At 48.2% G+C, this 16,411-nt stretch carries 20 protein-coding genes; 14 read left to right on the plus strand and 6 right to left on the minus strand.

The window, feature by feature from the left end; all coding sequences use genetic code 11:
* Positions 1–18: 18 nt before the first annotated feature.
* A complete protein-coding gene (gene pyk / locus BM123_RS14120) occupies positions 19–1,452 on the minus strand; it encodes a pyruvate kinase (protein ID WP_090169627.1) in 1,434 nt (477 codons plus the stop codon).
* Positions 1,453–1,669: 217 nt separating this feature from the next.
* Here pyk and BM123_RS14125 point away from each other — a divergent pair, with 217 nt between their 5' ends.
* Both BM123_RS14125 and BM123_RS14130 read left to right on the plus strand, forming a co-directional pair.
* Positions 1,670–2,371, plus strand: coding sequence for an alpha/beta hydrolase-fold protein (locus BM123_RS14125; RefSeq protein ID WP_090169629.1), 702 nt, complete (start codon positions 1,670–1,672; stop codon positions 2,369–2,371).
* A 178-nt stretch (positions 2,372–2,549) separates the two neighbouring features.
* Positions 2,550–3,101, plus strand: coding sequence for a DUF1572 family protein (locus BM123_RS14130; RefSeq protein ID WP_090169631.1), 552 nt, complete (start codon positions 2,550–2,552; stop codon positions 3,099–3,101).
* A 92-nt stretch (positions 3,102–3,193) separates the two neighbouring features.
* Here the strand turns inward: BM123_RS14130 and BM123_RS14135 are convergent, their stop codons facing one another.
* A complete protein-coding gene (locus BM123_RS14135) occupies positions 3,194–3,973 on the minus strand; it encodes an SAM hydrolase/SAM-dependent halogenase family protein (protein WP_175489392.1) in 780 nt (259 codons plus the stop codon).
* A gap of 202 nt (positions 3,974–4,175) precedes the next feature.
* On the opposite strand from BM123_RS14135, the gene BM123_RS14140 reads away from it, so the two are divergent.
* Together BM123_RS14140 and BM123_RS24710 are read left to right on the plus strand one after the other, a co-directional pair.
* On the plus strand, positions 4,176–5,219 hold the full coding sequence (locus tag BM123_RS14140; protein WP_090169635.1) for a PhoH family protein: 1,044 nt from the start codon (positions 4,176–4,178) through the stop codon (positions 5,217–5,219).
* A gap of 214 nt (positions 5,220–5,433) precedes the next feature.
* Entirely contained in the window at positions 5,434–5,568 is a 135-nt protein-coding gene (locus BM123_RS24710) for a hypothetical protein (protein ID WP_262490472.1), read from the plus strand.
* 181 nt (positions 5,569–5,749) lie between these two features.
* On the opposite strand, the gene BM123_RS23950 is transcribed toward BM123_RS24710, so the two are convergent.
* Positions 5,750–5,947: a hypothetical protein gene (locus BM123_RS23950; protein ID WP_139211890.1), complete on the minus strand. Its 198-nt coding sequence runs from the start codon at positions 5,945–5,947 to the stop codon at positions 5,750–5,752.
* A gap of 183 nt (positions 5,948–6,130) precedes the next feature.
* Between BM123_RS23950 and BM123_RS24715 the strand changes: the two genes are divergently transcribed.
* The 3 genes from BM123_RS24715 to BM123_RS24725 all read left to right on the plus strand — a co-directional run bounded on the left by BM123_RS24715 (position 6,131) and on the right by BM123_RS24725 (position 6,964).
* Positions 6,131–6,265: a hypothetical protein gene (locus tag BM123_RS24715; protein ID WP_262490473.1), complete on the plus strand. Its 135-nt coding sequence runs from the start codon at positions 6,131–6,133 to the stop codon at positions 6,263–6,265.
* Positions 6,266–6,479: 214 nt separating this feature from the next.
* Positions 6,480–6,614: a hypothetical protein gene (locus tag BM123_RS24720; protein ID WP_262490473.1), complete on the plus strand. Its 135-nt coding sequence runs from the start codon at positions 6,480–6,482 to the stop codon at positions 6,612–6,614.
* 215 nt (positions 6,615–6,829) lie between these two features.
* Entirely contained in the window at positions 6,830–6,964 is a 135-nt protein-coding gene (locus tag BM123_RS24725; RefSeq protein WP_262490473.1) for a hypothetical protein, read from the plus strand.
* A 156-nt stretch (positions 6,965–7,120) separates the two neighbouring features.
* Here the strand turns inward: BM123_RS24725 and BM123_RS14145 are convergent, their stop codons facing one another.
* Positions 7,121–8,653 (minus strand): hypothetical protein, encoded by a 1,533-nt coding sequence (locus tag BM123_RS14145; protein WP_139211891.1) that lies wholly within the window; start codon positions 8,651–8,653, stop codon positions 7,121–7,123.
* Between the two features lie 471 nt (positions 8,654–9,124).
* Positions 9,125–9,637 carry an RNA polymerase sigma factor gene (locus tag BM123_RS14150; RefSeq protein WP_090169638.1) on the minus strand — a complete coding sequence of 171 codons (513 nt, stop codon included), beginning with the start codon at positions 9,635–9,637 and terminating at the stop codon, positions 9,125–9,127.
* A 331-nt stretch (positions 9,638–9,968) separates the two neighbouring features.
* Between BM123_RS14150 and BM123_RS14155 the strand changes: the two genes are divergently transcribed.
* The 7 genes from BM123_RS14155 (at position 9,969) to BM123_RS14185 (ending at position 13,916) form a co-directional block, all read left to right on the plus strand.
* On the plus strand, positions 9,969–10,289 hold the full coding sequence (locus BM123_RS14155) for a thioredoxin family protein (RefSeq protein ID WP_090169640.1): 321 nt from the start codon (positions 9,969–9,971) through the stop codon (positions 10,287–10,289).
* Between the two features lie 12 nt (positions 10,290–10,301).
* Entirely contained in the window at positions 10,302–10,835 is a 534-nt protein-coding gene (locus BM123_RS14160) for a response regulator transcription factor (RefSeq protein WP_090169642.1), read from the plus strand.
* Between the two features lie 178 nt (positions 10,836–11,013).
* Entirely contained in the window at positions 11,014–11,427 is a 414-nt protein-coding gene (locus tag BM123_RS14165; protein ID WP_090169644.1) for a YtxH domain-containing protein, read from the plus strand.
* A gap of 102 nt (positions 11,428–11,529) precedes the next feature.
* Positions 11,530–11,898: a hypothetical protein gene (locus BM123_RS14170; protein WP_090169646.1), complete on the plus strand. Its 369-nt coding sequence runs from the start codon at positions 11,530–11,532 to the stop codon at positions 11,896–11,898.
* The gene (locus BM123_RS14175) at positions 11,895–12,347 is read left to right on the plus strand and encodes a hypothetical protein (RefSeq protein WP_090169648.1); all 453 of its coding nucleotides are present in this window, start codon (positions 11,895–11,897) and stop codon (positions 12,345–12,347) included. The genes BM123_RS14170 and BM123_RS14175 overlap by 4 nt, the downstream gene beginning before the upstream one ends.
* A 145-nt stretch (positions 12,348–12,492) precedes the next feature.
* Positions 12,493–12,861 carry a PRC-barrel domain-containing protein gene (locus BM123_RS14180; RefSeq protein ID WP_090169649.1) on the plus strand — a complete coding sequence of 123 codons (369 nt, stop codon included), beginning with the start codon at positions 12,493–12,495 and terminating at the stop codon, positions 12,859–12,861.
* A 29-nt stretch (positions 12,862–12,890) separates the two neighbouring features.
* Entirely contained in the window at positions 12,891–13,916 is a 1,026-nt protein-coding gene (locus BM123_RS14185) for a glycosyltransferase family 9 protein (protein WP_090169751.1), read from the plus strand.
* Here the strand turns inward: BM123_RS14185 and BM123_RS14190 are convergent.
* The gene (locus BM123_RS14190) at positions 13,900–16,188 is read right to left on the minus strand and encodes a zinc-dependent metalloprotease (protein WP_175489393.1); all 2,289 of its coding nucleotides are present in this window, start codon (positions 16,186–16,188) and stop codon (positions 13,900–13,902) included. The genes BM123_RS14185 and BM123_RS14190 overlap by 17 nt on opposite strands.
* Between the last annotated feature and the right edge of the window lie 223 nt (positions 16,189–16,411).

The following is a 16,411-nucleotide window of genomic DNA, read 5'->3' on the forward strand; positions in this document are numbered from 1 at the left end:
GGCTTGACTGTCTGACTCCTAATCCACGATTGTAATCTTCATCATGTTCGTCCGGCGGCGCTTTTCCAGTGGCATGGAGCCAGTATTAACGGTCATATCTCCCGCCTGCACGTGTCCTTTATCCTTTAGAATCTGAGTTATATCTTCTACCGTTCTATCGGTGCTGGTGAAGTTATCGTAGTGATAGCAACGTACGCCCCAACAAAGGTTCAGGGTGTTGAGCATGTGTTGCAGGTCGCTGAAGATGTAGATCTTCGAGCTCGGGCGGAAGCTTGACAGTTTGAAGGCGGTATATCCCGTACGCGTCATACCCACGATGCCGCGGGCACCAACGTTTTGGGCTGCCCAGGCGGCAGCGGAACAAACAACGTCACTGACGAAGGTTCCACTTTTAGCGTTTGACTTAGGGCGCTTCATCCCGATTTCATAGATCTTTTCAGCTTCGTGGATGATGGCATTCATGGCCTTCACAACGAGTGCCGGGTGGCGGCCAACGGAGGTTTCGCCGGAGAGCATTACGGCGTCCGTTCCGTCTAGTACTGCGTTAGCAACGTCCGTTACCTCAGCCCGGGTGGGGCCGGGATTGGTGATCATGGAGTCCATCATCTGGGTCGCCACGATGACGGGCCGTGCGCGCTGGATGCAGCGCTTGATGATGTCTTTCTGGATGATGGGCAGCTGCTCCATGGGCACCTCGATGCCCAGGTCACCGCGGGCTACCATGATGGCGTTGGAGTGCTTGATGATCTTGTCCAGGTTTTCGATGGCCTCCGGCTTCTCGATTTTGGAAATGATCTTCGCCGGGTGGCCGGCAGCATCAATCAGTGCTTTGAGTTCTTTACAGTCTTTGGGATGGCGGACGAAGCTGAGGGCGATCCAGTTGACCGGCTGCGTCAGCATATAGGCCAGGTCTTCCCGATCCTTTTTGGTCAGGCTCGGCAGGCTGATTTTTGTGTTGGGCAGGTTGACACCTTTATTAGACTTGAGCAGACCACCGAAGAGGGTCTTGAGCTTAACGGTGTCCGTACCATTGGTTTCTACTACTTCGAAGACCAGGGTACCATCATCTACCAGGACGCGTTCACCGACTGTTACATCCTTGGCAAATTCCGGGTAACTCATGTATACCCGCTCGGCGTTACCAATACATTCGGTGTTCGTGAAGGTAACAATCTGGCCTTCCTCAACGGGCAGGCCCTCTCCTTCCATCTTACCGACGCGGAGTTTCGGCCCCTGGAGGTCCGCCAGGATACTTACGTGAGTATCCATTTCTTTATTCAGCTCCACAATCCGTTGGATGATGGCGCCGTGTACTTCGTGGGTTCCGTGGCTGAAGTTCAGACGGAAGCAATCAACGCCAGCTTCAATCAAACCTTTAAGACCTTCGCGGGAGCTACAGGCAGGGCCGACGGTGGCAACGATCTTGGTATTCTGGTGGTCTGTTATATTCATCTTCAGAGGGGGGATAGTGTAGAATTTACAATAATACCGCAAATGTAAGAGATGGAGAAGTTATTTACCGTTTATCTTACGATGTCAATGCTCTGGAGACCTCCCTCAAATGGGTGCCATCGATTGCCCTAGCCCAAAACTATGTGCGAATATTTTTTTTACCAGAACTCCCTTTTACTACACATTTAGCTACCTTAACCACCCAATAAAATCCACTATGCAGGAAACGCTCACGAATTTTTACAGCCACCACCTCGGGCATGATGTCAAGATCCTCACTTTTGGCACCCATGGCCAGCCGCTCGTCATTTTCCCTACTACATTAGGTAGTTATTACGAAGCAAAAGATCGGGGGATGGTAGAGTCTCTCCGGTGGTTTATTGAGCGTGGATTCGTGCAGGTGTTCTGTCCGGACAGCATTAACGATGCCAGTTGGTATGGAGACATTCACCCGAAGTTCCGGGTGTTGAGACACATTCAATACGATAAATTTCTGACGGAGGAGTTCGTCCCCCAAATCAGGAACAACACGCCCAGCGGACGCATTGCCTGTTGTGGCATCAGCTTCGGTGGATTCAGCGCCAGCAACTTCGCTTTCCGTCATCCCGAAATGGTGAGTCACCTCTTCTGCCTGAGTGGAGCATTCGACATAAAATCGTTTATGCACGGCTATTATGACGACAATGTGTACTTCAATAACCCCGTCGACTTTATGCCCAATGCCGACCATGGCGACCTTTGGAACATGAAGATCATCCTGGGCACCAGCAACTGGGACATCTGCCTGGACGGCAACCTGAAATTCAGCGAAATCCTACGTAAAAAGAATATCCCCCACTGGCTGGACGTCCGGGGAGATATCGAGCACGACTGGCCGCTGTGGCTGGAGATGCTGCCGCATTATGTTTCGATGTTGTAGTGTTTTGGTTCTTTGGTTCTTTGGTTCTTTGGTCCTTTGGTTCTTTGGTATTTTGGGGCTACCGCATGTTGTAGGCATCGGAGGCAAAATATTTCACGTTGCCGTCTCCAATGTGCAGCAGCCCACCACGCAGTAGCAGCGAAGTTAAAGAACCAACGAACTAAAAGCCCCAAACACCATGTTAGCTTCCTACCAAAAGCAATTCGCCTACTACCGCCACCTCGGCGAAGGGGCCATGGCACAGCTCACCGAAGAGGAATTATTTCGGGACGATGCGGCGGGCTCCAACTCTGTGGCCGTCATTGTGAAGCATCTCAACGGGAACATGAAAAGTCGATGGACCGACTTCCTGACGACCGACGGCGAAAAAGAATGGCGCGACCGGGACGATGAGTTCGTCGCCGACTTCAACCATCAGGCAGAACTGGAAAAAGCCTGGGCTGAAGGCTGGGCCGTGCTGGAAGGCGCCATTAATGGTTTGCAGCCAGAGCAACTCAATACCATTATATACATCCGTAATGAAGGGCACACCGTTGCGGAGGCCATGAACCGGCAGCTGGCGCATTACGCCTACCACATCGGGCAGATCGTTATGCTGGCTAAGCAGATGAAGGGAAAGGACTGGAGGTCGTTATCCATCCCGAAGGGGGATTCCAAAAGCTTCAACCGTGGAAAATTTGCCGAAGAAAAAGGGGTGAGACACTTTACGGACGGCTTGATGAAAAAATGAGGGGGCAGTTTCCCCTGCTCCTCTAACTCCTGTTTGCATCCTGCGTCTGCGCCCGGACAATAGTATGGTAGTAGTGATAGTAATTATCATTACTAAGTAAACTCCACCTGCACCATATCCTCCATCTGGATGCCCAATAGTGTGGAAGCCCGCCCCAGGTTGATGGCTACTTCCAGATAACCGTCACTGTCGAAGCGGCAAAGTGGCTCTCCTTCCGGCACGTCGTGATAGCGGAAACTAAGCCCGTCAATGGGTTGCATGCGCTTGATGAGCAACTGAAAGCCACGCCCCTTACCTACCTCTTCGAAGAGCTGACGGGTGATATTGGTGGTCACATTATCAAATCGATCAATAAAAGTGACGGCTCCACGGATATAATCAGGGCCAATGACCGGTTGAAAAGCCAGCCGCTCAGTAAAGCGGGTGGCGGGCAGGCCAACCTCCTGAAAAGGCTTGCCCTTAGCCACATGCGCAACGGCCCGGGCGTAAACGGACGACAGAGAATCGTTCTTCGTGTAGCCGTCCAGAACAAATGTTTCCCGCGGCATCCTGCCGAAAATCAGGCTAAAGATGCCATTGTCTGGTCCGATAAAAAATTGCTTCTCATGGCGGATCGCCAGAAATCGACCCCGGGGTTGATAATAATCATTGACACTCAGCAAGTGAATTGTTCCTGCCGGGTAATGGCCCCAGACCCGGCGGAAGATGAAAGCCGCCCGCACGATGTCGTAGGTAGGCACATCATGGCTAATGTCTACCAGTTGCAACATAGGATGAGCGGCCAGCAGATGGGCCTTTAATCGGGGGAGATGAAAATCTTCCCGACCAAAATCAGTCGTGAGGGTAACCAGGGAAGCGGGTGTATTTGCCACGTTATGAAGTAATATTTGGGGGGTAAAGGTAGGGTTGCCGGATATTAATGGGTAGTGTGAACGTCACGGGGGGCGCGGTCGCAGGTGCTAAGGAAGGTAAAGAAGCGGTGTAGTATGTGCAAAGTCTGAAACTTTTGACGAGGTTTCGTAGTTTTGAGTTCAGGTCAGTCGCCAAAGCAGGCGGCGACAAAAACTGTCTCATTTGAGCGAAATCGTAGTATCCATCAACGGGGTAGATCCCCTGGCTCTTCTCGGAGAGAACAACAAGAAACTGAACATTCTGCGGGAAGCCTACCCGGACGCTAAAATTACCCAGCGTGGCACGAAGGTGAAAATCACTGCCGATAAATCTCAGGCTCAACAGCTCAAGCACCACCTGGAGCTTATGATGCGCCTGCTGCAAGATAACCGGGAGTTGAGCAAGCAAACCGTTGAAGACATTATGGCCGGCGAAAATCCCTTCGTGACCAAGCTTGGCAATGGTGCCTCAAACAAGACTATACTGTATGGTCGTACGGGCAAGCCCATCAAAGCCCGGACAGCCAACCAGGCCAAACTGGTTGAATCTGCTGCGACGAATGACATTGTCTTCGCCATCGGCCCCGCCGGTACGGGTAAGACCTATACCGCCGTTGCGCTGGCGGTTCGTGCCCTGAAGAACAAGGCGGTTAAGAAAATCATCCTCACCCGGCCGGCCGTAGAGGCCGGCGAGAGCCTTGGCTTCCTGCCCGGAGACCTGCAAGATAAGATTGACCCCTACCTGCGGCCACTGTATGATGCGCTGGACGATATGATTCCGGCGGAGAAACAGGCTAAGTTCCGCGAAGACCGAACCATCGAGATTGCTCCTCTGGCCTACATGCGTGGCCGGACGCTGGACAACTGCTTCGTCATTATGGACGAAGCCCAGAATACGACTACCAGTCAGATCAAGATGTTCCTTACCCGTCTGGGGCCATCTGCCAAAGCCATCATTACCGGTGACCTTAGTCAGGTAGACCTGCCCCATAATCAGGTCTCCGGCTTACGACGTGCCGTTAAGCTCCTGAGCCCCATCAAGGGAATCGGCACCGTTCGCCTTACGGCAGACGATGTCGTTCGTCACCGTCTCGTTAAATCCATCATTAAGGCCTATGATGCGGCCGATGAAGAGGAAGGAAGAGGTCGTTTTTCTACTCGCCAGGATAGCACTTTTGAGCGCTTAGGCCCTCCCGGCAAAAGAAAAAATGACAAAAACGAGGGCTGAAATGTTAAAATTGAATAAAGCTTAGCCGCCAAAAATACTTACTTTTTTAGAAGAAGCCAGCACGTTAACGTGCTGGCTTTCTGCGTTTTACAACTACAATAAGACATAAATTAGCAAAAAACGCGCCTTACTTAGGCCCGTAAAATGCCTCTTTAGCGAGTCGATTAGGCCCACACCTTTGGATCATCAGATAACCACTCAAAACACTCCACACATGGAATTTGCTATCGACCTGCTAAACGCAGACCAAATTGACGCCATCCTCTCCGTTTACGCTTCTGTTGCCGACTGGCTGGGCGCAGTAATCAACAACACCAGCTCTGTTGTCATCGAAGACATCCCGATGTAAGAAGGTGCCATTAGTGGATGGTCTTTTCACCAGAATTCTGATTATCCACCGGGTCAAATGCCTGCAAGGACTGGCCCACACCAAAGGAAAAAGCATCTGCTCTTGCAGAACTCATCACTAACCTCCCAAGTAAAAATATCATGATCGAAGACATTCTCATCTAGACCGTACTTCTCCATCATCAGATACTCTCATCAAAATAAATACTCCACATATGGAACTTGCTATCGACCTGCTTAACGCAGACCAAATTGACGCCATCCTCTCCGTTTACGCTTCCGTTGCCGACTAGCTGGGCGCAGTAATCAACAACACCAGCTCTGTTGTCATCGAAGACATCCCGATGTAAGAAGGTGCCATTAGTGGATGGTCTTTTCACCGGAACTATGATTATCCACCGGGTCAAATGCCTGCCAGGACTGACCCACACCAAAGGAAAAAGCATCTGCTCTTGCAGAACTCATCACTAACCTCCCAAGTAAAATATCATGATCGAAGACATTCTCATCTAGACCGTACTTCTCCATCATCAGATAACCTCATCAAAATAAATACTCTACTCATGGAACTTGCTATCGACCTGCTTAACGCAGACCAAATTGACGCCATCCTCTCCGTTTACGCTTCCGTTGCCGACTGGCTGGGCGCAGTAATCAACAACACCAGCTCTGTTGTCATCGAGGACATCCCGATGTAAGAAGGTGCCATTAGTGGATGGTCTTTTCACCGGAACTATGATTATCCACCGGGTCAAATGCCTGCAAGGACTGACCCACACCAAAGGAAAAAGCATCTGCTCTTGCAGAACTCATCACTAACCTCCCAAGTAAAAATATCATGATCGAAGACATTCTCATCTAGACCGTACTTCTCCATCATCAGATAACCTCATCAAAATAAATACTCTACTCATGGAACTTGCTATCGACCTGCTTAACGCAGACCAAATTGACGCCATCCTCTCCGTTTACGCTTCCGTTGCCGACTGGCTGGGCGCAGTAATCAACAACACCAGCTCTGTTGTCATCGAAGACATCCCGATGTAAGAAGGTGCCATTAGTGGATGGTCTTTTCACCAGAATTCTGATTATCCACCGGGTCAAATGCCTGCAAGGACTGACCCACACCAAAGGAAAAAGCATCTGCTCTTGCAGAACTCATCACTAACCTCTCCAAGCAAAAATATCATGATCGAAGACATTCTCATCTAGACCGTACTTCTCCATCATAAGATAACCTCATCAAAATAAATACTCCACACATGGAACTTGCTATCGACCTGCTTAACGCAGACCAAATTGACGCCATCCTCTCCGTTTACGCTTCCGTTGCCGACTGGCTGGGCGCAGTAATCAACAACACCAGCTCTGTTGTCATCGAAGACATCCCGATGTAAGAAGGTGCCATTAGTGGATGGTCTTTTCACCAGAATTCTGATTATCCACCGGGTCAAATGCCTGCAAGGACTGACCCACACCAAAGGAAAAAGCATCCGCTCTTGCAGAACTCATCACTAACCTCCCAAGTAAGAATATCATGATCGAAGACATTCTTATCCAGCATGGTCTTTAGACACAGCCCGCGCTCTGCGCTCAACCGTCAGGTGTTCCAAAACGATATCCCAGAGAACTTCGTAGGGAACAATCTCAATATCAATTGACCGTTCTTTGGCGTTAATCATCCGATTATAAACGGTTTTAGCCTTTCTTTCCGTAGCCCCCTTATGAAAATTGGCCTGAACTGTAATTACAAGCAATTTGAAGAAGCAGTTATGCCTGAGATTTTCATCGTCTTTCAAGTATCTGCTACAGTATCGTTCTAGTGCTTCAGTACGATCAACTACCTTCCCATACTTCCCCTCAACAATAAAGTACAGGGCCTGTAAAATCAAAATAGGAATGTTCATTCCATTTTTGTTACGGGAGTAAGAAGGAACATTATTGAAAAACCGGGCAAACTTAAACTTAGGCAGTTTTGCCCAATCTTCTTTGGGTTCAATTCTACCTGCTACTACAAGAAAGTTAACGTATGCTTCCCAAATTTTCCAGTATTCCTGGTGCCTTGGTGTTAGTAGCCGGTTAATCAATCTGCGATTCAAGTTCGCCAATGCTAAGTAGGCATAATCGAATTCCTGCATTCTCAACCCCAGCCTGATGGCATATTCCACTACCTTAATTCCATTGATTGAGTTTTTGGGCAGCACCTCATAAGCACTGGCAATTTCAGATCTTCCCAGCTCAAAATTTTCGGCTTTAAGGATGCTTTCGAGTCTGTTCAAAAGAAGGAAATTGATAACACTATGGCTGGCTCCCTTACAATTCCTCAGCACTTTTTCGCCCTTTTTAGAAGATTCTATCGCCTCCCGGTACTTACCAGCATACATCAGACCGGTTATCTCAAGACTATATACCATACCCTGAAACTGGGAAACATGCTCATAAGTCTTTCGAGATTCTTTGAACTCCTCTAAGTACTCCAAAGTCCGCCTGCCAACTTCAGAAAAGGTTTTGCGATGAGCATAAGTCATATCTCTGACCTCGCGGTATCTGTTGTCCAGCTTAGATAGCTCGTACAATGCCTTCGAGTAGTATCGGTTTATATCATTGTACTTCTTTACCAGTTGCTCATTGTATCCCACTCCAAGATGAAGGTAGGCAAGGTGGTTGGAAAGGCTATGATTTAGCGGGATGATCTCATATTCGCGAACACTGTAAAACGTTTGCTTTGCAATTTCCCGGGCTGCGTTATAAGCTCCAGATACCAGCAAGATCTGAATCGTGAACAATTGCCTAAAACCACTTTCATAAGCAGCGTTATAGTTACTGTAGTCCAGCTCCATCACTTTCCCTTTCTGGATAGCAACAATCATTATTTCTTTCAGCCTGGACTTAAGGGTCTTGTAAGCGGCTAATTTTCGGTTTGCGGTGGGTCCATAGAGCCTTTTGGCCACATTATCCTCCGAGAGGTCAGGATCCTCTGCAAGCTCAATTAGCTTTCGGGTTAACGAAGCTCCATTCTTATCATTAAGTCGATCCAGAACCGCCTTTTTTCCCGCCACCGCCAGCAATTCGCGCAAAATTCTCATGAAGTGAAGATAAGAAACCTACCACACACTTCAAATTCAAACCTTGTAAACAACTGATTATCAGCTATTAAATGCTTTTTCATTAAAAAAATGAGTGAAAAAAGAGGCTTACTAACCAGTGTATTTTGCCGCCAGAACTACAATAAGCGCGCTATATCTTTGTAATGTCTTAAAGCGTAAGGCAAAAGAAAAGTGTTGTCCGGCAATCCTATACGACGCCGGATCTTATGTTTGTTTCGTGTTGTTCATAGCGTTATTATTCATAGCATTATGCGTAGTTCACCATGGTAAAATGTTTGGCGGGTCCTAACCTGCTAAACATTGCACCATGGTGTTTTTTGTTTGTACATAACCCTACTATAAGCTGGTCCAAAACTAAACGCCTTAAATATAAGGGCCACTATCCTTTTTTCAAGGAAGTGGCCCTTCATTTTTGCACAAAAACGTGAATATCTGAGGTTTATCCCGTTATTAAACGGCAACTGGGCGCTCCCCAATCAGTGCTTTCAGCTTCTTGCGCGCCAGGAAAATCCGACTTTTCACCGTTCCGATGGGGATGTTCAGGTACCCGGCAATCTCTTTATACTCGTAGCCCTGGTAAAACATCAGGAAGGGAACCCGGTAGATTTCACTAATAACCTGAAGTTTTTCTTCCAATTCCTTGAAACTCATCTTGGCCTCGCCGCCATTGGCAATGGCCCCACGATTTTCTACAGCGTATAAGAAGCTCTCTACCGGCTCATTTACATGGCGGCGATTCTTCATTTTACGATAACGGTTGATGTAAGTATTCCGCATAATGGTAGATGACCAACTCTTAAAATTTGTCCCCTCTGCGAATTTAGATCGGTGCTTGTAGGCGCGAAAGATCGTCTCTTGCATCAGATCTTGTGCATCCTCGTAATTTTTTGTCAGTCGAAGTGCGAAAGAGAACAGGATGCTTTCAAAACGGCCAATCTCGGATAGGAACTGTTGATTCGTCATTATAATATGGATTTACTTTTTTTCAAGTCGTTTACAGTCACCATAATGACAAGAACCATGCCAAACACACAAGTACCTGATTAACAGAGAATTAAGTCTTAATGAAAATCCAAATCGTTTACTACATTTCGCCAACTCATGAAATACAATAAGCTCGCGCCTTCTGTATTCGGTTTTCCATCTTGATTTCAGGCTCTGCATTTGCCAGGGTCCCAAAAAAAAGTAAACTTTGGCTAAACACCCGACTCATTTATGGATTCTATAGACCCGGTTAAGATGCCAGAAAGCCGAGATCTAACTTCCTGGCTAAATAAGTGAAGCTAACCTTATCATGAGTAAAATTGACATTATCAACGACACAAACATTCCTTCCTTACTCAGCAAGGAGGGTCTCACAGTCGTATTAATGACTTCTCCGTGGGACGGCAACGGAATCATCATGCGTAGCATTATGGAGAGCATTTCAGGAAACTTTTCTTCCGTCAATTTTAGCCAGGCAGACTACGAATCCTCGCCCCAGCTGGCCCGTTTATTTAGCCTCTTATCTCCACCGGGGATTTTACTGATCAAAGAAGGAGAGCTGCTCCACAGAATTACTAAACCCGTAAGTGCCGGCAAAATTAGCGAACTCATCAACGCCAGCGTTGCATAAACCCATCTAATCGTGAGTAACGATATTTTCAAAGTATTCATTCTGGAAGACATGGAGGCCGACCTGCTGCTCACTAAGCGTCAGGTCAGAAAGTTTTTGCCCTCGGTTCTCTTTGCGGTGGCAAGAAACCGGACAGAGTTTGAAGCCAAACTCATTGAATTCCAACCTGACATTGTCCTTTCAGATTACAACCTCCCCGACATGAACGGGTTGGAAGCACTACTATACGTACGGGAACATCTGGACAGTACTCCCTTTGTATTCATTACTGGTATCCTCAACGACGAGGAACGCGTAGCCGAGACTATTCTTAATGGAGCATCTGGCTATTTATTGAAAGAGAACCTTCAACGATTACCTCCATTACTTGAGTCTGTTCTGGAGAAAAATGCGGCAGTCCTCCGTCATAAGGAGGAAGAATGGGAACGCCGCAGAAAGAATCAGATCGGGATACAGAAAACCATTGCTGCGCTTCGGGAAGCCGAGATCCCGGGTAAGGAAGAACTATTGGAAACGCTTCAGGAGGTTTTTGATAATATTCGCTAAGGATCACTATCTGTCACCGAAACCGGATTTCTTGCCTGATTCAGGGATATTTTCATCGTCAAACACCTTTTCAGAGCTACTGAAACGAACAAAAACCTTGCTCAAAGCGATTTAATAAAGGAAGGACGGATTCACTTCCTCTTCCTCTTTATAACTGAATTCCCAACAACAACTAATTATGAATAATCAAGATAACAGCGGCAAAGGATGGGCCCTCGGATTTGGCCTTCTGGCAGGTATCGCCGTCGGCTACTACCTAAATAGTAACGAAGGACGGGCCATGCGGCGTAAAGCTCAGGTTCAGTTCGACGAGTATGGCAATCAGATTTCTGAGTACAGCCACGAAATGTCTGAAAGAGCATCTGCTTTAGCAACTGACGCCCGGGAAAAAGGCAAAGAATACATCGATCAGGCCAAATCATCGCTTGAGTCTGGAAAAGAATGGGCAAGCGAAACAGCAGATAATATCAAATCTACCGTAACGAGCAAAGCTCAGACCCTTCGCGACTCTGCCAGTGAGGCCGCTGACGGAGTAGAAAGCAGCTTTAAGCGTGGAATGGAAAAAGCAAAAGCTAAAGCACGCAAAGCTTAGTAGTCCCCCCAGGATGACTACGTAAGGAATTCTTACTCAGCGGCCGCCGGACTAAACTGCCGCGCGGCCGTTGATATTTTACCCGCAAACTACTGATCACACATGAAGGCTAAAGACGAACTTCTCGAAAAAGCGGGAGAAACCTATGGCTACATCAATATTTTGGTGGACCGCAAAGTAGAGCAATACAAACTTGGTGCTGCTGAAAGATCAGCTAACGCCATATCAGGAGCCATTACTGCCGTAGTTCTCGGCCTCTTCGGCACAATAGCTTCCCTCTTCGGCCTCATCGCCATTGCCTTCTATATTGCTGGTGCAACCGATTATGGCAACGGTTTTGGCATTGTAGCTCTTGCTGTCCTCCTTTTGCTGTTACTCCTTTTTCTACTCCGGCGGGTAATCATCATTAACCCCGTCATCAGAAAAGTAATCACTATTTTTTTCGCCGAAAAAACGCCATCTGACAAGTGAACAGTTCTTCTAACATAAGCAGTCTAAGCGATATACAGGACCGTAAAAAGCAACTCGAATCCGAGTTAGATTACTCCCAAAAAGCATTGATTGATAGTGTAACGCCCGCAAGCGTTTCCGCAAAGAATTTCTTGATACAAGACCTTGTTGTTCCGGCAATTGGCATCGGAACGGTTCTGTTTCTGGCTTCCAGGCTTATATCCAAGCGAAAAGAGAGAAGCAATATTGTATATCAGGAGCCCGTAGGGAAACTTTACGATGATTATGCCGACACACCTACCTTTAAAAGGGACCAACAAAAAACTGTACAGAAGAGAAAAATTGAAGCTGTAGAACGCCCCAGGAAAAAGCCCTTGACATCTCTTATTAAGTTAGGCAGCGTTATGATCCCGGCAGCTCAGGCGATCATGAAGGCCGTACAAGAAAGTAAGCCCCCTAAAAAATATTAACTAATCACCAATTCATCCTGGCTGGTTTATGCTACTACCTTTCTGCTTTTTAGTACAGAATCAGGCACAATAAGCCCATCAAACGCTGCAGGAAACCTGGTTACAACTACCTTGAGGTCTTTCAGTAAGTGGAAGACTCTTCTCTATGCATAATTTGATTTTTTCTGTCTCCAGCCTTCTTCATTGTGAGCTTTATACTCCGGAAGGTCTCAACATTGGCACATTACACGATGTCGTTTGTAATAAGGATAGTGGTAAAATCACTTACCTGATTGTAGAGACCTGCTCTCCTGACCACCTCTTTGCCATACACCACTCCTTTTTTTACCTGGGCCAGGAAGAGGATGAAATCATCTTTGACCAAAGAATAGGACGAGAGAATCATGCTATCTACCTTGATCTCCCCGGACATTATGCCAGCAAGACTGTACTTAAGTACAGAGACTTCCTCCAACTAATTTTACCTAACCTGGCCGTAGCGGGTCATCGTAGTGACAACGAAACGCTGTTTTGAGATAAGGTACAGTGACCTACCTTAGCGGCATGCCAATGAAGGTACTCATCATCCGTTTTTCTTCCATCGGAGACATCGTTCTTACCACCCCGGTTGTCCGGGGGGTGAAGGAACAGCTCAATGCCGAAGTACACTTCCTGACGAAATCCAGTTTCTCCGCGGTTTTAAAAAACCATCCCGGGATTGACCGTCTATGGATCATTAAGAAAGATATTTCTGAAGTATTTGATGCCTTGGTTCAGGAAGGCTTTGACCACGTCATTGACCTTCACGTTAATTTGCGTACCCGGGAGCTGAAGACCCGCATGGCCATTCACCAGGCCCGGCACCTGCGGCCGCGCCCAAAATGGCATGCTTTTTCCAAACTCAACCTGGAAAAATTCCTCCTGACCCGATTCGGAATCGACCGATTACCTAAGGTGCATATCGTAGACCGCTACCTGGCAGCAACAGCCCCCCTGGGTGTCCGAAATGACGGAAACGGGCTCGATTACTTTATCAGTCCGGACGAGGCTGTCAACCTTCAGAAAGAAAAAATCCCTGCCCATTACATCGCCTTTGTCATCGGCGCAGCCCATGCGACCAAACGGTTGACGGAGCAGCAGATGATCGATTTTTGCGCGGCTTTACCCCACCCGATTGTACTTCTTGGTGGGCCGGCGGAAAAAGAAACGGGAGCGCGCATTGCCGCCCAGCACAAGCACGTGATTAACGCATGCGGTCGTTTTTCTTTAGGCGGCTCAGCAGACCTCGTTCGGCAAGCAGCCATTGTCGTTACCCACGATACAGGTCTGATGCACGTCGCTGCCGCCTTTCACAAGCCCATTGTGAGTGTTTGGGGGAACACCGTACCTGCTTTCGGCATGTACCCTTACCTTCCGGGAAGAGAGGTCGAAGAAAAGCAAAGGCGACAGGAAGTCATCGGACTTTCCTGCCGCCCCTGCTCAAAAATTGGCTTTGATCAATGCCCGAAGGGACATTTTCGCTGCATCAAAGAGCAAGACCCCGCAACCCTGGCTAAGGCTGCATCCGATCTACTCAATGAAATACGGTAAATCGCCTCGTCTCGCTTTGGCGTCCTTTACGATAACGGAACATATAAGTGCCCGGAGGTAGATCAGCAACGGACAGTGTTTTCCGGTCTCCCTGAATATTCCCGGAGGTAAGTATGCGTCCGTTCAGGTCAATTACCTGGTAGGCCGCATTCTCTTTTCCTTCCGGCAAGCGAACTTCCAGCACTTCATTAGCCGGGTTAGGGCGCAGGCGAAGGGAAGATTCCTGAACCGTCAGCCCCGCCGTTTCGGGCAAAATGTCTGTTCCGCAAGGGCTTCCTTCCGATACGGTAATGCCCCGGAAATAGCTGTTACCGTCTTCCGTACCTACGTCATGGTCGGCGGTAAAAAACAAGTAGGATGAGGGGCCGGTATAGAACTGACCAATTGGGATCTGGTAGTATTTCCACTTCCCATCACCGGGGTAATTGTCAAAGTCTCCGATTCCCCAGTTTTGCGTCCCGTATAGGCGGAAAGTCAGATTAGCGGAGATGACGTTGTTATCATCCATTCCAAACCCATGGACCTCACCTGCTCTATCGGACTTAAACCAGAAAGACACCCAGGTTTCTTCGGTAATTTCGTAAGGATATTCAATGGCCTTCCAGGCGTTATTCTCCAGATAGATACCATTGCCGTCCTCCGAAACGGTAACCGTTCCGGCATCCTGATTAGGAGCATAAGAAACCGGTACTAGCTCAAAAAAGTCGATGGCCTCACAATCTCCATCCGGTGAAGGGGGTAAGTCTGGCAGACAGAAATCTATAATATCCAGCGTATCGAACTTACTGCCAATACCGAGAATAGCACCGGAAGAGTCAATCAACTCATAGCTTCCCATACCATACTTACAGCAAATACCATCAAAATCACTATCGTGGATGATAAAGTTGTAGCAGCCGTCCGGCACGCAGACTGTGTCCTGAATAACCCTTCCGGCCTGCTTTTTAGGATAAGGGCCACCACTGGCGTGTAATTCACCGGTTTCCGTGCGAATTTCCCAGCTGGTTTCCATGCCAAAATCATCGAGTGTAAGTCGTAGATAAACCGTTTGTTCTTCGCAGCTTATCTCCATGACGGGATCCTCCTCCTCTTCATGGTCATCATCACGCTCGCAGGCTGCCTGAACACATCCTTGCGCGCTGGCAACCCGGCCAGACATAACGGCCGCAGGCTGGGGGCTGAACCCATTCATAAAGTTGGTGCCTACTGAGCGTAAGTGGCAATAGGACATGATTGTGCCTCCTTCGGCAGGAACGCCGGGGGTGGCACAATAGCCTTCTGTCCAGCCCGGGCAGCCATCAATTGCTGTCGTATCTCCATTCCAGACACAGGCATGCGTGTGTTGGCTTCCCATCAGGTGGCCCAGTTCATGAGCGATAACCAGAGTTGACCAACTGTAAATGGGGACTACCGCAAAATTAGACTGGATGCTGGAGAAGCTCATTCGTGCAGCGTTGTAAGGATGGCAAAGGCCATCCAACACAGCAATTCCACCACTGGCCTGATAACTCACCAATTGGGCGAGATCTCCGTTAAAGGACTGTCGATAATTCTGGAACTGAGTCAATAAGGCACTACTGGACGTTCCGGCGTAAGGGCTCACCTCATCCCAGACAAAGATTTCGCTGATGCGGAGGTCAATGCCGATTGTTTCGTACAGCGTAGCAACTTCATTAAAGTTAGCGGCGATGTGTTGGGCGGCAGCAGATACACTTCCTTTATCGTAGAAGATGTCGTAGTCTACCTCGAAATAGATATCAACACAGCCACCCGTTGATTTCGCCTCCGTATTCAGGCCCAGCTCTTTGTCTGAGTAAGGAAGGCCACTATCCGGAGTAGCACATTCTAATTCCTGCCGGTCGAGTAATTGATCATCCGGAAAAAGTACGTAGGCCGAAGAAGGCACCGATTTTTCGCCCGTTCTGGCCGGGCCAAGCGCAAGTCTTTCTCCATCAGAGCGATTAAGAGTCGCGGTCATTTCGTTATCGAGCAGACTAAGACTGACGCGACTTCCGGGCTCACCGGCAATCTCGCCAACATAGTGTAAGCCCAGGAAAGGCTCCACTAAAGCAAGGTCAGCAGAAGCTTGCCGAAGCCGTACACCTTGACGAAACAAGGGGCGCGGACGCAGGTGCAAGGTTAGTTCTCGCGCATTCGCTGCCGTAACGGGCAGCGTGAGCGTCCAATCAGCGGGCGCAGCAGCTAAAAGCTGCGCGTAAGATTCTTCGTCCAATTCCAATAAACCAAAATCACCGATTTCCTGCTTAAGCATTTGCCTTACAGGTTGTTTACTTTCTGCCGTTCGGAATAGCTCCGGCGGCAGTGGCAATTTATGTTGTGATTGAATTTGTGCAGATAGAGAGAAGGAGCACAACAGCATCATGCTGATGTACCAATAGGTTTGTTTGAGAGACATGTTTTTAAACTGCGTGTAGAGAGTGACACGGCATTGGGACAGGACAACAAGTTAGGAAATAATAAATACTTAATTTCTA

The organism is Neolewinella agarilytica, from assembly GCF_900110645.1.
In the GTDB taxonomy this organism is placed as follows: Bacteria; Bacteroidota; Bacteroidia; order Chitinophagales; family Saprospiraceae; genus Neolewinella; species Neolewinella agarilytica.

Bases quoted from the DNA above. Each gene is read 5' to 3' on its own strand.
- pyk (WP_090169627.1), bottom strand. From the start codon at position 1,452: ATGAATATAACAGACCACCAGAATACCAAGATCGTTGCCACCGTCGGC.
- BM123_RS14125 (WP_090169629.1), top strand. From the start codon at position 1,670: ATGCAGGAAACGCTCACGAATTTTTACAGCCACCACCTCGGGCATGAT.
- BM123_RS14130 (WP_090169631.1), top strand. From the start codon at position 2,550: ATGTTAGCTTCCTACCAAAAGCAATTCGCCTACTACCGCCACCTCGGC.
- BM123_RS24710 (WP_262490472.1), top strand. From the start codon at position 5,434: ATGGAATTTGCTATCGACCTGCTAAACGCAGACCAAATTGACGCCATC.
- BM123_RS24715 (WP_262490473.1), top strand. From the start codon at position 6,131: ATGGAACTTGCTATCGACCTGCTTAACGCAGACCAAATTGACGCCATC.
- BM123_RS24720 (WP_262490473.1), top strand. From the start codon at position 6,480: ATGGAACTTGCTATCGACCTGCTTAACGCAGACCAAATTGACGCCATC.
- BM123_RS24725 (WP_262490473.1), top strand. From the start codon at position 6,830: ATGGAACTTGCTATCGACCTGCTTAACGCAGACCAAATTGACGCCATC.
- BM123_RS14145 (WP_139211891.1), bottom strand. From the start codon at position 8,653: ATGAGAATTTTGCGCGAATTGCTGGCGGTGGCGGGAAAAAAGGCGGTT.
- BM123_RS14150 (WP_090169638.1), bottom strand. From the start codon at position 9,637: ATGACGAATCAACAGTTCCTATCCGAGATTGGCCGTTTTGAAAGCATC.
- BM123_RS14155 (WP_090169640.1), top strand. From the start codon at position 9,969: ATGAGTAAAATTGACATTATCAACGACACAAACATTCCTTCCTTACTC.
- BM123_RS14165 (WP_090169644.1), top strand. From the start codon at position 11,014: ATGAATAATCAAGATAACAGCGGCAAAGGATGGGCCCTCGGATTTGGC.
- BM123_RS14170 (WP_090169646.1), top strand. From the start codon at position 11,530: ATGAAGGCTAAAGACGAACTTCTCGAAAAAGCGGGAGAAACCTATGGC.
- BM123_RS14180 (WP_090169649.1), top strand. From the start codon at position 12,493: ATGCATAATTTGATTTTTTCTGTCTCCAGCCTTCTTCATTGTGAGCTT.
- BM123_RS14185 (WP_090169751.1), top strand. From the start codon at position 12,891: ATGCCAATGAAGGTACTCATCATCCGTTTTTCTTCCATCGGAGACATC.
- BM123_RS14190 (WP_175489393.1), bottom strand. From the start codon at position 16,188: ATGCTTAAGCAGGAAATCGGTGATTTTGGTTTATTGGAATTGGACGAA.